This is a genomic window from Agromyces sp. CF514 (assembly GCF_900113185.1).
Classification (GTDB): Bacteria; Actinomycetota; Actinomycetes; order Actinomycetales; family Microbacteriaceae; genus Agromyces.
In genome coordinates this window covers 2,271,394-2,286,189 of sequence record NZ_FOZD01000001.1, presented here as the reverse complement: position 1 = coordinate 2,286,189, position 14,796 = coordinate 2,271,394, and the positions used below count along the sequence as shown (strand labels likewise).

Here is a 14,796-nt window from a genome sequence, read left to right as displayed (position 1 = left end):
CCTACGCCTCGTTCGCGGCGGGCCGGTTCACGCCCTTGCCCGCGATGTCGCCGGTGGTCTCGTACTCCGCGAGCTGCGCGATGCGGCGCACGTGCCGCTCGTCGCCCGAGAACGGCTCGGCGATGAACGCGTCGATGTAGCGGATCGCCTCTTCGACGGTGTGCTGGCGCGCGCCGATCGAGATGACGTTCGCGTCGTTGTGCTGGCGCGCGAGGATCGCGGTGTCCATGCTCCAGACGAGGGCCGCCCGGATGCCGACGACCTTGTTCGCGGCGATCTGCTCGCCGTTGCCCGAACCGCCGAACACGATGCCGAGCGCGTGCACGCCCGATGCCTGGTCGGCGGCCACGGCGAGCGCGGCGTTGATGCAGAAGGCCGGGTAGTCGTCGAGGGCGTCGTACTCGGCGGGTCCGTGGTCGAGCACCTCGTGACCGGCGTTGGTCAGGTGGTCGACGAGGGTACGGCTGAAGTCGAGGCCGGCGTGGTCGGTCGCGATGTGGATGCGCATGCGGCAAGTCTAGGGATTCGGCGCCCACGTGACGGCCCGCCCGTGCGGCTGCGCCCACGCGAGCTGCACGCCGTCGAGGGCGAGCACGAGGTCGCTGGACTCGTTCGGCACGTCGTCGCGGACGCGGATGCCGCGGATGACCCTCCGCCCCTCGACCGAGAGCCAGTGCCCCGGAAGTTCTCGCACCTGTCGGGCGAAGCGCTCGCGCCCGTCGTCGTCGAGGTACATGAGCACCGCGGTGTGGAAGACGACGAGCGTCGCGTCGACGGGTGCGGTCGCGGCGAGCGCGGCCAGACGTTCGTTCAGGTCTCCGGCGACGAGGCGCGGCGGGTCGGCGGCGGCGATGTCCGCCGCGGCGCGCAGGCGTGCCCGGCGTTCGTCGTGCTCGGGCCAGATGAGCGCGTCGAGCCAGGCGACATCCGCTTCGGAGCGGACGTCGAGCGGGTTGAGGTCGATGCCGGCGCGCCAGACGACCTCGGGCATGCGGCTCGGCACGGGAGCCGGGGTCCCGCCCCGCACCACGCAGTCCAGCACCACCGGACTCGGTCCGTCGACCGGGTCGAGGCGGCGATGCTCCGTGTACCGGTAGCTGTACCGGTCGGGGTAGAGGCAGAGCCCGGCGGATGCCCCGACCTCGATCAGGGCGATGGGACCCGGGATCGTGGCGAGCGCAGGCAGGTGCAGCGCGCAGCGCGCGGCCTCGTTCGTCTGCGTCGCATGCGTGAGGGCGATCTCGCGCACCTCGCTCCAGTGCTCGGCGAGCCAGTGCGCGAACTCCGGGTAGTGGCCGGGTTCGGCGCCGAGCAGCCGTGCAGCCGAGAACACGAGGTTGGGCTGTCGCTTCGGCGGCGGCAGTTCGTCGATGAGCGCCTGCACCGCCGCATCCGTCGCCACCCCCTCGGCCCAGGCCTCGTAGGCGTCGGACATGCCGCGCGCCTCGACCTCGGCGAACGAGCGGTACCGGTCGGCCGTCGAGGCCGTGCCGTCGGTGCTGGTGCTCATGGCGTCACGCTACCCTCCGCCGTCGATTCCGCTCACAGGCGGCCGTCGGGCTGCGGACCGTAGAATCCTCGGATGCCCTCCGACGCCTCCGAACCCGCCAGCGCGCCCACGATCGACCCGCGCGACCTCGAGACGACGCTGCGCGTGCTCGCCGCGCTCAGCGAGCTCGACGAGGACGACCCCGACGTGGACACCGTGCGCCACGCGACAGCGAAGATGTTCAAGGCCGTCAAGTTCGCGAGGCGCGCGCGCAAGCGCCAGGCGATCCAGGAGGCCGACAAGGCCGTCATCGCAGCCACCGCGACGGGTGCACCCACCCGGATCGACGACGAGACCCGCGGGGCGGACCTCGTGAGCGGCACCGACGCACGAACCGCCGGCGAGTTGCTGGTGGCCCGCCCCTGCTACATCTGCAAGCAGCGGTACACGCTCGTCGACGCCTTCTACCACCAGCTCTGCCCGACCTGCGCGGCCATGAGCCACGCCAAGCGCGACGCCCGCACCGACCTCACGGGCAAGCGGGCCCTGCTCACCGGCGGCCGGGCGAAGATCGGCATGTACATCGCGCTGCGCCTGCTGCGCGACGGCGCGCACACCACGATCACGACCCGGTTCCCGCGCGACGCCGCCAGGCGCTTCGCCGCGATGCCCGACGCCGACCAGTGGCTGCACCGCCTGCGCATCGTGGGCATCGACCTGCGCGACCCCGCCCAGGTCATCGCGCTCGCCGACGACGTCGCGGCCCAGGGCCCGCTCGACATTCTCATCAACAACGCGGCGCAGACCGTTCGCCGCTCCCCCGGCGCCTACTCGCCGCTCGTCGAGGCCGAGTCCTCGCCCCTGCCCGACGGGCCGATGCCCGAGCTCGTGAGCTTCGGACACACGAACGACGCGCACCCGCTCGCGCTCGCCGACTCCGTGTCGAGCCATCCGGTGCTCTCGTCCGGCCTGTTCGCCGGCACCATGACGGCCGACGACCTCACGGCACTCGCGCTCGCACCCGGGTCGAGCTCGCTCGCGCGGCTCGCCGACCGCACGGCGATCGACGCGGGCGGGCTCGTGCCCGACCTGCACCATGAGAACAGCTGGAGCGCGGTCGTGCAGGACGTCGACCCGCTCGAGATGCTCGAGGTGCAGCTGTGCAACACGACGGCGCCGTTCATTCTGGTGAGCCGCCTGCGCGCCTCGCTCGTCGCGTCGTCGGCCCGACGCACGTACGTCGTGAACGTCTCGGCCATGGAGGGCGTGTTCAGCCGTGGTTACAAGGGGCCAGGGCACCCGCACACGAACATGGCGAAGGCCGCGATGAACATGCTGACGCGCACGAGCGCCAAGGAGATGCTCGCCGACGGCATCCTCATGACGAGCGTCGACACGGGCTGGATCACCGACGAGCGCCCGCACCCCACCAAGGTGCGCCTCGCCGAAGAGGGATTCCACGCCCCGCTCGACCTCGTCGACGGCGCCGCGCGCGTGTACGACCCCATCGTGCGCGGCGAGGCCGGCGAAGACGTCACCGGCGTGTTCCTGAAGGACTACGCGGCCTCGGGCTGGTGACGCACCCCCAACGCTGGGGACGGCGGCGCGGGGCTCCGCGGCGCTAGGCTCGCGAGCATCCACGAGGAAGGTGGGTGCCCGTGCTGCTCATGGTCGTGTGCGGGATCCTGCTCGCGGTCGGCGTCGCGGTCGCGCTGCGCTGGTCGGGCGAGCGGTTCGTCGCGCCGCAGCGGCCCGCGGCCGTCGCACGGGGCCCCGATGCGGCATCCGATCCGACCCGATGGATGCCGCGGCACCTCGCCGGGCTCAGGATCTACGCGTGGTGGGCGACCGTGTTCACCGCGATCGGCACGTTGTCGGGCTTCCTCGTCGTCGGCGCGGGTGGACGGCTCGTGATGCGGCTGCTCGCGGCCACCTCGCCCGATGCGACCGGCCGGAGCACCGAGGCGCAGGCGATCGTCGGCGAGATCTCTCCGGAAGGCACCCTCGCCTATCTGGTCTTCGGCGCACTGCCCTTCGCCTTCGCCTCGGCCGCCCTGTACCTGCTCGTCGAGCCGTGGCTGCCCCGAGGACGCCTCGGCGGGGCATCCTTCGGCCTCGTGCTGCTCGTCTGCGTCGGCCCGTTCATCGACCCGCTTCGGGCGGCGAACGTCGACTTCGACGTCGTCGGACCCGGCTGGCTCGCGGTGCTCGCGTTCGCGGCGCTCGCGGTGCTGCACGGCGCATTCCTCGCCGCGGTGGCCGGCCGCCTCTCGCACGGCCTCCCGCTCGTCTCGCGCGAGCGCTGGGCCGGTCCGATCACGCCACTGCTCGCAGCTGTCGTGCTGTTCCCGGTCGGGTTCGTGCTCGCGATCGGCGCGCTCGTCGCCTTCATCGCGCCGCGACTGCTCCCGTGGTTCCTCGACCTCCGGGCCTCGAGACCCGGCGTGCTCATCGGACGCGTGCTGCTCGGGCTCGCCGTGCTCGCCGCGCTGCCCGCGTTCGTCAGCGCGGTCTTCTCGATCGTGCAGCGTTGACGGCGGCGCGACGGGCGCGACGCCGGCGCGCGGCATCCGCTCGCCCCGAAGCGCTCGGCTGCGGGCGAACACACCGTGTCGGCGACGGGCGCGACGGCTAGGCTGGTTCGCGTTGCCCGCGGCCACGAGCCGCGCAGATATCCGCGAAGGAGCCCACGTGCCTGGAGAGAATCTCACCCGATCCGAAGCCGAGGAGCGCGCGGCGCTCGTCACGGTGCACGACTACGACGTCGTGCTCGACGTGACGACCGGCCCCGAGGTCTTCAAGACCACCACGACGGTCCGGTTCGACGCCACCGTCGGCGCCTCGACGTTCATCGACGCCATCACGGCGACCGTGCACGAGGTCGCGCTCAACGGCGTCGCGCTCGACCCCGCCGAGGTCAGCGACGGCGTGCGCATCCAGCTTCCGAACCTGGCCGCGCAGAACGAGCTGCGCGTCGTCGCTGACGGCGCCTACATGAACACGGGCGAGGGCCTGCACCGGTTCGTCGACCCCGTCGACGGCGAGGTGTACCTCTACACGCAGTTCGAGGTGCCCGACTCGCGCCGCATGTTCGCGGTGTTCGAGCAGCCCGACCTGAAGGCGGCGTTCCGCTTCACGGTCACGGCGCCCGCCCATTGGGAGGTCGTGTCGAACTCGCACACCCCCGAACCCGTCGACGCCCACGAGGGCGCGAAGACGTGGGCGTTCGAGCCGACCCAGCGCATCTCGAGCTACATCACCGCGCTCATCGCCGGCCCGTACGCGGTCGTGCGCGACGAACTCACGAGCGCCGACGGCCGGGTGATCCCGCTGGGTGTGTTCAGCCGCAAGAGCCTCTCGCAGTACCTCGACGCCGACTACGTCTTCGAGAAGACGAAGCAGGGCTTCGAGTACTTCGAGGCGAAGTTCGGCGTGCCGTACCCGTTCCCCAAGTACGACCAGCTGTTCGTGCCCGAGTACAACGCCGGCGCCATGGAGAACGCGGGCGCCGTCACCTTCACCGAGGCCTACGTCTTCCGGTCGAAGGTGACGGACGCGATCCGCGAACGCCGCGTCGTCACGATCCTGCACGAGCTCGCGCACATGTGGTTCGGCGACCTCGTCACCATGAAGTGGTGGAACGACCTCTGGCTGAACGAGTCGTTCGCCGAGTGGGCGTCGACCATCGCCACGGCCGAGGCCACCGAGTGGACCGAGGCCTGGACCACGTTCAACTCCATGGAGAAGAGCTGGGCCTACCGCCAGGACCAGCTGCCCTCGACGCACCCGATCGTCGCCACCATCAACGACCTCGAAGACGTGCTCGTGAACTTCGACGGCATCACGTACGCCAAGGGCGGCTCGGTGCTCAAGCAGCTCGTCGCGTGGGTCGGCATCGACGCGTTCTTCGCGGGCGTCTCGGCGTACTTCCAGAAGCACCAGTGGGGCAACACGACCCTGGCCGACCTGCTCGTCGAGCTCGAGGCCGCGAGCGGCCGCGACCTCACCGAGTGGTCGAAGCTGTGGCTCGAGACGTCCGGGGTCAACACGCTGCGTCCCGAGATCGAGACCGACGCCGACGGCGCGATCACCGCGTTCGCCGTGCTCCAGTCCGCCCCGGCCGACTACCCGACGATCCGCCCGCACCGCCTCGCCATCGGCTTCTACAACCTGGTCGGCGGCAAGCTCGTGCGCGAGCACCGCGTCGAGCTCGACGTCGACGGCGAGCGCACCGAGGTCGCCGAGCTCGTCGGCCGTGCACGCCCCGACCTGGTGCTGCTGAACGACGACGACCTCGCGTACGCCAAGATCCGCCTCGACGAGGCTTCGCACGGCGTCGCGCTCGCGAACCTCAGCGAGATCGAGGACCCGCTGGCCCGCGCCCTCGTCTGGAGCTCGGTGTGGGACGCCACGCGCGACGGCGAGACCCGCGCGAGCGACTACCTCGCGCTCGTGCTCGGCAACATCGCGAGCGAGACCGAATCGACGACGCTGCGCATCGTGCTCGCGAACGCGGCGCTCGCCGCCGGCGCGTACACCGAGCCGTCGCGTCAGGGCGAGGCGCTCCGCCAGGTCGCAGACGGCTTCTGGCGTCTCGCGCAGGAGGCCGCGGCCGGCAGCGACGCGCAGTTCCAGTTCACGACGAGCTTCGCCGGACTCGCCGAGCACGGGTCGTACGTCGACCGGCTCGAGGCGCTCTACGCCGGAACCCTGCAGCTCGACGGCCTCGAGATCGACACCGACCTCGGATGGCGCCTGCTCATCGCGCTCGTGGCCGCCGGTCGCGCGGGCGACGCCGAGATCGACGCGCGCCTCGCGGGCGACAACACGGCCACCGGCCAGCAGTCCGCCGCCCACGCACGCGCCGCGATCCAGACCCTCGAGGGCAAGGAGCGCGCCTGGGCGTCGCTCGTCGACGTCGACACGGCGACGAACACGGTCGTGCGCGAGACTGCGGCCGGCTTCGTGCGGGCGACCGACCCGGCGCTGCTCGAGGCGTTCGTCGAGCGCTACTTCGGCATGCTCGAGGGCATCTGGCAGGCGCGCAGCTACGCGATCGCCGAGAAGCTCGTCGACGGCCTCTACCCGTCGCCGCTCGCGAACCGGGCACTCGCCGACGCGAGCCGCGCCTGGCTCGAGGCGCACCCGACCGTGCCGGCGCTGCGTCGCCTCATCGTCGAGCGGCTCGCGGGCGTCGACCGTGCGCTCGTGGCGCAGGAGCGCGACGCGCAGCAGGCGTAGCCGAACCGGCGACTCCGCCTCGGGGCGGGTCCGCGTGGTCCTCCAGGACCACGCGGACCCGCCCCGAATCATTCTCCGGACGGATGCCGCGGCATCCGCCCGTCCCTAGCCTTGAAGGATGATCACGGCAGAAGGGCTCGTCAAGCGCTACGGCGCGAAGACGGCCGTCAACGACATCAGTTTCACGGTCAGGCCCGGGCAGGTGACCGGGTTCCTCGGTCCGAACGGCGCAGGCAAGTCCACCACCATGCGCATGATCGTGGGGCTGGACCGCCCGAGCGCCGGGCGCGTCACCGTCAACGGCCGGCCCTACGCCGAGCACCGCGCACCGCTGCACGAGGTCGGCGCCCTCCTCGACGCGAAGGCCGTGCACACCGGCCGATCGGCCTACAACCACCTGCTCGCCATGGCGGCCACGCACGGCATCGGCGCGAGTCGCGTGCGCGAGGTCATCGAGCTCACGGGCCTCGAGGCGGTCGCGCGCAAGCGCGTCGGCGGCTTCTCGCTCGGCATGGGCCAGCGGCTCGGCATCGCCGCCGCGATGCTCGGCGACCCGGCCACCCTCATCCTCGACGAGCCCGTCAACGGCCTCGACCCCGAGGGCGTGCTGTGGGTGCGCCAGTTCGTGCGCCACCTCGCCTCCGAGGGCCGCACGATCTTCCTCTCCTCGCACCTCATGAGCGAGATGGCGCTCACCGCCGACCACCTCATCGTGCTCGGGCGCGGAGAGATCATCGCCGACGCCCCCGTCGGCGACATCATCGCCGGCGGAACGCGCACGCGGGTGCTCGTCCGCTCGCCGCAGGCCTCCCAGTTGGCCGACCTGCTCGCCGCACCCGACGTCGCGGTCATCCGCTCCGAGGCGGGCACGCTCGAGGTCACGGGCGTGGCGGCATCCGGCATCGGCGACCTCGCCGCGCAGCACGGACTCGCGATCCACGAACTCACCCCGCTCAGCGCGTCGCTCGAGGAGGCCTACATGGCCCTGACCGCCGACGCCGTCGAATACCGCACGGAGGCCGTCCGATGACCGCGACCACCACCCCGCCCGCCGCGGCGGCCACGCTCGCCCGATCGACCCGGCTGAGCTTCGGCGGGGTGCTGCGCTCCGAGTGGATCAAGCTCCGCAGTCTGCGGTCGACGACCTGGTCGTACCTCATCGTCGTCGCGATCTCGCTCGGCATGGCGCTCATCATGTCGCTCAGCATGGTCTCGATGATCGAGGGCGACGCCGGGGCGGCACCAGCAGGCGAGCAGGGCGGCATCCTGCTGCAGTCCTCGGTGTTCGGGGTCTACTTCGGGCAGCTCGTCGCGGGCGTGCTCGGCGTGCTCGTGATCAGCGGCGAGTACACGACGGGCATGATCCGCTCCACGCTCACCGCGGTGCCCAAGCGCCTGCCGGCGCTCGCGGGCAAGGCCGTCGTGCTGTTCGCGGCCACCTTCGCGGTAGGCGTCGTCGCGAACCTGGCGGCGTTCGCACTCTCGTCGGCGGTCTTCGCCGGCATCGGCGTCTCGGCGAACCTCCTCGAGCCGTCGGTGTTCCTGCCGCTGCTCGGCGGGGCGCTCTACCTCGCGCTCGTCGCGGTGTTCGCGCTCGGCGTCGGCACGATGCTGCGCAGCAGCGCCGGCGGCATCGCCGCGGTGCTCGGGCTCGTCCTGCTCGCACCGACCGTGCTGCAGCTGATCCCCGCCGACTGGGCGCACGACCTCATCCCGTACCTGCTCTCGAGCGCGGGCATGAACCTGTTCACCACGACCACGGCGATGCCGAACGGCGACGACCTCGGCGTGTGGGTGAACCTGCTGATCGTGCTCGGCTGGGTCGCGGCCTCCGCGATCGGGGCCGCGGTGCTGCTCAAGCGGCGCGACGCATAGGCACGCCGCGGCAGCCGACACCTGCCGCCGACGCCTCGCCCCCGGATGGCCCGCACCGGCCGTTCGGGGGCGAGGCGTTCCGTCGCCCGCGAGACGCGACGCCCACGAACGGCCCGCCGCGAGTCAGTAGGCTGGCGTGTCTACGACCAACGGAGGCCCTGCACATGCCCGCTGCCGATCTCACCCGAATCGAAGCCGAGGAACGCGCCGCGATCATCGCCGACGTCTCGTACGAGGTCGAGCTCGACCTCACCGGCGACGACGACACGTTCGCCTCGACGACCATCGTGCGCTTCACCGCAACCGAGGGCGCTGCGACGTTCATCGAGGCGACGACGCGCGAGGTGCACGGGATCACGCTGAACGGGCGCACGATCGACCCCGCCACGGCTTCCGACGGCCGGCGCCTCGTGCTCGACGGCCTCGAAGCCGTGAACGAACTGCGCGTGGTGAGCACCTGCGCGTACACGAACACGGGCGAGGGCCTGCACCGGTTCGTGGACCCCGTCGACGAGGCGGTCTACCTGTACACGGAGTTCGCGGTGGCCGAGGCGAACCGCGTCTACGCGGTGTTCGACCAGCCCGACCTGAAGGCCGCGGTGCGCTTCACGATCACGGCGCCGGCGCACTGGGTCGTGCTGAGCAATGCGCCGACGCCCGAGCCGACTCCGTCGACCCCGGCGACCCCGCAGTCGGCTGCCCCGCGGTCGGCGACGGATGCCGCGGTGTGGGCGTTCGAGACCGGCCCGGTGATCTCGAGCTACATCGTCGCGATCGTCGCCGGCGCGTACGCCCGGTGGCACGGCAGCGCCACGAGCACCGACGGCCGCGAGATCCCGCTCGGCCTGTTCACGCGCGCCTCCCTCGCGCAGCACGCCGAGCCCGACGTCATGTTCGACACCGTGCAGGCCGGCCTCGCCTTCTACGAGCAGGCCTTCGGCGTGCCCTACCCGTTCGGCAAGTACGACCAGATCTTCGTGCCCGAGTACAACTGGGGCGCCATGGAGAACGTCGGTGCAGTCACGTTCAACGAGAGCTACCTGTTCCGCTCGCGCGTCTCCGACGCCCGACGCGAGCAGCGTGCGATCGTCGTGCTGCACGAGCTCAGCCACATGTGGTTCGGCGACTCGGTCACGATGCGCTGGTGGAACGACCTCTGGCTGAACGAGTCGTTCGCCACCTGGGCGTCGACCCTGGCCACCTCGCAGGTCACCGAGTTCACCGGCGTCTGGGCGACGTTCGCGAGCGACGAGAAGACCTACGCCGCCGAGCAGGACCAGCTGCCGTCGACGCATCCGATCGTCGCCCCCATCGAGTCGCTCGCAGACGTCGAGGTCAACTTCGACGCGATCACGTACGACAAGGGGGCCTCGGTGTTGAAGCAGCTCGTCGCCTGGGTCGGCCTCGAGGCGTTCCAGGTCGGCGTCGGCGCGTACCTCCGCGCACACGGAGGCGGCAACGCGACGCTGCGCGACCTGCTCGACGAGCTCGAGCGCGCGAGCGGCCGAGAGCTCACCCGGTGGTCCGAGCTGTGGCTCGAGACGGCCGGCGTCAACACCCTCCGCGCGGTCCTCGAGACCGACGACGCCGGCATCATCACCTCGGCCGCGATCGAGCAGACGGCGACCCCCGCGCATCCGACGCTCCGACCCCACCGACTCGCGATCGGGTGCTACTCGGGCGATCCGGCCGATGACGGAACCGGCTCGCTCGTGCGCACGCGCCGCCTCGAGATCGACGTCGACGGTCCGACCACCGCGGTGCCCGAGCTCGTGGGTCTCCCCCGCCCCGACCTGCTCCTCGTGAACGACGACGACCTCACGTACGCCAAGGTCCGCCTCGACGACGTCTCGTTCGCCACGGCCGTCGAACGCCTGAGCGACGTCGGCGACCCCGTCGCGCGCGCCGTGATCCTCGGTTCGGCCTGGGACGCCGTGCGCGACGCCGAGTTCGCCGCGACCGACTTCGTGCGCCTCGTGCTCGGCAGCGTCGGCCACGAGACGCAGTCGTCGGCCCGCGGGCTCGCACTCACGCGACTCGACACCGCGCTGTCGCGCTACCTCGCCGACGAGCACCGCGAACGGGCGTCCGCCGAGGCCGGCGATGCCGTGTGGGCGCTGGCCGAGCTCGCCGACCCCGGCTCGGATGCGCAGCTGCAGTTCGTGAAGGCGTTCACGCAGCTCGCGAGCTCCCCCGCGCACGCCGATGTGCTCGGCAGCCTCCTCGACGGCTCGATCCGGCTCGCGGGCCTCGAGATCGACATCGACCTGCGCTGGGAACTGGTGATCGCGCGCGCGTCGCTCGTCGCGGCATCCGAAGAGGTCGTCGACGACGAGATCGCCGCGGCGCTCGCGCTCGACGACACCGCGAAGGGGCAGCGCCTCGCGGAGACCGCGCGGGCTGCCAGACCCGATCAGGCGGTCAAGGATGTCGCGTGGCAGCGCGTGGCCTCCGACACGACGATCTCGAACGACCTCGCGCGCGCGATCGCCGACGGATGGCGGCGCACGTCCGCGCCCGCCCTGCTCGCTTCGAGCGTCGAGCCGTACTTCTCGAACCTGCAACGGGTGTGGGCGGAGCGCAGCTTCACCATGGCCTCGCTCGTCGTGAAGCGGCTCTTCCCGTCACCGCTCGTGTCCGACGAGGTCGCCGAGGCCGCACGTACATGGCTCGCCGCCAACCCGACGCCCGCGCCGTTGCACCGTCTCGTGTCCGAGCAGCACGACGAGCTCGAGCGGGCCCTCCGGGCACGGGCGCGCGACGCCGACGCGCTCGGCTGACTCCCGGACGACGCTGCGTAGACTCGCTTCGATGTTCGACAACACCCTGCCCCGAACCCGGCTCGCCCACCTGGCCGAGGTGAGCGCCGCATGAACGTCTGGACCGACTTCATGTCCTACTGGGCCGAGAACGGCGGCGAGATCGTCGGCAAGGCCATCCAGATCGTCGTGATCATCGCGGTCGCGCTCCTCATCCGCTGGATCCTGCATTTCGTCATCGAGCGGGTCGTCGGCCAGATCGTCTCGGGCGTCAAGCGCAAGCAGGACGTCACCGACACGCAGGCGCTGCAGGCCTCGCCGCTCGCGGCGGTCCGCGTCGTGCAGCGCACCCGCACGCTCGGGTCCGTCTTCACGAACGTGGTCAACGTCACGCTGTTCATCATCGTGACCCTCATGATCGTCAGCACGATCGATTCCGGCATCCTCGGCTCGTTCGCCCTGCTCTCGGCCGCGATCGGCGCGGGCCTCGGTTTCGGGGCCCAGAACATCGTGAAAGACGTCCTGAACGGACTCTTCATGGTCGTCGAAGACCAGGTCGGCGTGGGCGACGTCGTCGATCTCGGGCCGGCGACGGGCATCGTCGAGGAGGTGCAGATCCGCATCACCAAGGTGCGGGACGTGAACGGCACGCTCTGGTTCGTGCGCAACGGCGAGATCCTCCGGGTCGGCAACATGTCGCAGGGCTGGGCCCGCGTGATCGTCGACCTCGCCGTGCCGTACGAGGCCGACGTCGACGAGGTCGAGTCCGAGCTCCTGAAGACCGCGAACGAGTTCGCGCAGTCGAGCAAGTGGCGCGCACGCATCCTCGAGCGCCCCGAGATCTGGGGCCTCGAGTCGATCTCCGACGATGCCATGGTGCTCCGGGTCGTCGTCAAGGTGCGCACCTCGTCGAAGGACGACGTCGCCCGAGAGCTGCGGGTGCGGCTCAAGCACGCCGTCGACGGCATGGGTCTCAGGCTGCCGAGCCTCGGCTCGGTCGTGCTGACCGGGTTCGACGGCGCCACCCGCGTCAAGGGCGCGAAGCCGCCGAAGACCTCGCCGAACGCCGTGCTCACGAACGAGGCGGTCAAGGCGTCGACCGCGAAGGCCAAGAAGGCGCAGCGCGCGAAGGCCGCCCCGAAGCCACCCTTCATCCCGCCCACCGATCCGCCGACGACCCCCGGAGCCCCATCGTGACCGACGAACAGCAGCCACCGGCATCCGTCCCGCTGACCCCGGTGCCACCGGCATCCGTCCCCCTGCGCGGCAGCGAGCACGGCGCGGCGCTGGGCGCGTCGTTCTACGAGACCGTCGGCGGCCGCCCCACCTTCGAGCGACTCGTGCACGAGTTCTACCGCGGGGTCGCCGACGACCCGGTGCTGCGCCCGATGTACCCCGAGGCAGACCTCGGTCCCGCCGAGGAACGCCTCCTGCTCTTCCTCGAGCAGTACTGGGGTGGGCCCGGCACGTACAGCGAGCAGCGCGGTCACCCGCGGCTCCGCATGCGTCACGCCGGGTTCAAGGTCAACCCCGACGCCCGCGACCGCTGGCTCGCGCACATGCGCACCGCCGTCGACGCGCTCGAACTCCCGCCGTTGGCCGAAGAGACTCTGTGGGATTATCTTCAGCGTGCGGCGTTCGCGATGGTGAACACGTTCGAGGAGTGACCCGGCCCTCGTGCGCCCGAGCCGCACACGAGTGAGACGAAGGAGTCCCCCAGTGCCCGCAACCCCCGCCGCGCGCCCAGAACCCGCTGGCCGCCCCGAACCCGCCGCGATCATCGTCGGGGCGGGCCTGTCCGGCCTCGTGGCCGCAGCCGAGCTCGTCGACGCGGGCAAGCACGTCCTGATCGTCGACCAGGAGCCCGAGGCGAGCCTCGGCGGCCAGGCGCACTGGTCGTTCGGCGGCCTGTTCCTCATCGACTCCCCCGAGCAGCGCCGCATGGGCGTGAAGGACTCCCTCGACCTCGCCAGGCAGGACTGGGACGGCACCGCCGGCTTCGATCGCGACGACGACGAGTGGGGTCGCAAGTGGGCCGACGCCTACCTCGACTTCGCAGCGGGCGAGAAGCGCGCCTGGCTGCACGGCAAGGGCGTGCGGTTCTTCCCGGTCGTCGGCTGGGCCGAGCGCGGCGGCTACAACGCCATCGGCCACGGCAACTCGGTGCCCCGCTTCCACATCACCTGGGGCACCGGTCCGGGCGTGCTCGCACCCTTCATCGCACGCGTGAAGGCGGGCGAGGCGGCCGGTCTCGTCGAGTTCAAGCACCGCCACCGCGTCGACGAGCTCGTCGTCGAGGGCGGCGCGGTCGTCGGCGTGCGCGGTTCGGTGCTGGCTCCGGATGCCGCGGGGCGCGGCGAGTCGAGCAACCGCGACGTCGTCGGCGACTTCGAGCTGCGCGCGCCGGCCGTGGTCGTCGCCTCGGGCGGCATCGGCGGCAACCACGACCTCGTGCGGCAGGCGTGGCCCGAGCGCCTCGGCACCCCGCCCGAGCACATGCTCTCGGGGGTGCCCGCGCACGTCGACGGCCGCATGCTCGGCATCTCGGAACAGGCCGGTGCGCGTCTCGTCAACGGCGACCGCATGTGGCACTACACCGAGGGCATCACCAACTGGGACCCGATCTGGCCGATGCACGGCATCCGCATCCTGCCCGGCCCGTCGTCGCTCTGGTTCGACGCCGAGGGCAATCGGATGCCGGTGCCGCTGTTCCCCGGATTCGACACGCTCGGCACGCTCGAGCACATCCAGACCACCGGACACGAGCACACGTGGTTCGTCCTGACGCAGAAGATCATCGAGAAGGAGTTCGCACTCTCGGGCAGCGAGCAGAACCCCGATCTCACGGGCAAGGACCTGAAGCTGCTCGCACAGCGCGTCGGTCCCGGCGCCACCGGCCCCGTCGAGGCGTTCAAGGAGCACGGGGCCGACTTCGTCGTCGCCGACACGCTCGACGAACTGCTCGAGGGCATGCGCGCGCTGTCACCCGAAGTCGAGCTCGACACGTCGAACATCGAGCGCGAGATCGTCGCGCGCGACCGCGAGGTCGACAATGAGTTCTCGAAGGACCTCCAGCTGACCGCCGTGCGCGGCGCCCGCAAGTATCGCGGCGACAAGCTCATCCGCGTGGCGACCCCGCACCGCATCCTCGACCCCAAGGCCGGGCCGCTCATCGCGGTGAAGCTGCACATCCTCACACGCAAGAGCCTCGGCGGCATCCAGACCAACCTCGACGCGCAGGCGCTCGACGCCGAAGGCGCTCCCGTGCCCGGCCTCTACGCCGTCGGCGAGGCGGCCGGCTTCGGCGGCGGCGGCGTGCACGGCTATCGTGCGCTCGAGGGCACTTTCCTCGGCGGATGCCTCTTCACGGGCCGTACCGCCGGCCGCGCGATCGCGCGCGGCTGAGACGACGACGCCGGGCGGTCCTGACAG

General features: G+C 71.3%; 11 protein-coding genes. 9 read left to right on the top strand and 2 right to left on the bottom strand.

The window, feature by feature from the left end:
• Position 1: 1 nt before the first annotated feature.
• Together BM342_RS10180 and BM342_RS10175 are read right to left on the bottom strand one after the other, a co-directional pair.
• A complete protein-coding gene (locus BM342_RS10180; RefSeq protein WP_092965382.1) occupies positions 2-508 on the bottom strand; it encodes a ribose-5-phosphate isomerase in 507 nt (168 codons plus the stop codon).
• A gap of 9 nt (positions 509-517) precedes the next feature.
• Positions 518-1,510: a DUF2332 domain-containing protein gene (locus tag BM342_RS10175; protein ID WP_092965380.1), complete on the bottom strand. Its 993-nt coding sequence runs from the start codon at positions 1,508-1,510 to the stop codon at positions 518-520.
• A 72-nt stretch (positions 1,511-1,582) separates the two neighbouring features.
• Here BM342_RS10175 and BM342_RS10170 point away from each other — a divergent pair, with 72 nt between their 5' ends.
• From BM342_RS10170 to BM342_RS10130, 9 genes are all read left to right on the top strand, one after another.
• Positions 1,583-3,067: an SDR family NAD(P)-dependent oxidoreductase gene (locus BM342_RS10170; RefSeq protein ID WP_092965378.1), complete on the top strand. Its 1,485-nt coding sequence runs from the start codon at positions 1,583-1,585 to the stop codon at positions 3,065-3,067.
• A gap of 74 nt (positions 3,068-3,141) precedes the next feature.
• Positions 3,142-4,023, top strand: a complete 882-nt coding sequence (locus BM342_RS10165) for a hypothetical protein (RefSeq protein ID WP_092965376.1) — start codon at positions 3,142-3,144, stop codon at positions 4,021-4,023.
• A gap of 157 nt (positions 4,024-4,180) precedes the next feature.
• Positions 4,181-6,730, top strand: a complete 2,550-nt coding sequence (gene pepN, locus BM342_RS10160) for an aminopeptidase N (RefSeq protein ID WP_092965374.1) — start codon at positions 4,181-4,183, stop codon at positions 6,728-6,730.
• 118 nt (positions 6,731-6,848) lie between these two features.
• Positions 6,849-7,760, top strand: a complete 912-nt coding sequence (locus BM342_RS10155; protein WP_092965372.1) for an ABC transporter ATP-binding protein — start codon at positions 6,849-6,851, stop codon at positions 7,758-7,760.
• Positions 7,757-8,605, top strand: coding sequence for an ABC transporter permease subunit (locus tag BM342_RS10150; RefSeq protein WP_092965370.1), 849 nt, complete (start codon positions 7,757-7,759; stop codon positions 8,603-8,605). Before BM342_RS10155 ends, BM342_RS10150 begins: the two co-directional genes overlap by 4 nt.
• A gap of 164 nt (positions 8,606-8,769) precedes the next feature.
• On the top strand, positions 8,770-11,385 hold the full coding sequence (pepN, locus tag BM342_RS10145; RefSeq protein ID WP_092965368.1) for an aminopeptidase N: 2,616 nt from the start codon (positions 8,770-8,772) through the stop codon (positions 11,383-11,385).
• A 90-nt stretch (positions 11,386-11,475) separates the two neighbouring features.
• Complete coding sequence (locus BM342_RS10140; RefSeq protein WP_092965366.1) at positions 11,476-12,561, top strand: mechanosensitive ion channel family protein; 1,086 nt, start codon at positions 11,476-11,478, stop codon at positions 12,559-12,561.
• Between the two features lie 62 nt (positions 12,562-12,623).
• Entirely contained in the window at positions 12,624-13,031 is a 408-nt protein-coding gene (locus BM342_RS10135) for a globin (protein WP_369823155.1), read from the top strand.
• Positions 13,032-13,083: 52 nt separating this feature from the next.
• Complete coding sequence (locus tag BM342_RS10130) at positions 13,084-14,769, top strand: FAD-binding dehydrogenase (protein WP_092965364.1); 1,686 nt, start codon at positions 13,084-13,086, stop codon at positions 14,767-14,769.
• Positions 14,770-14,796: the final 27 nt, after the last annotated feature.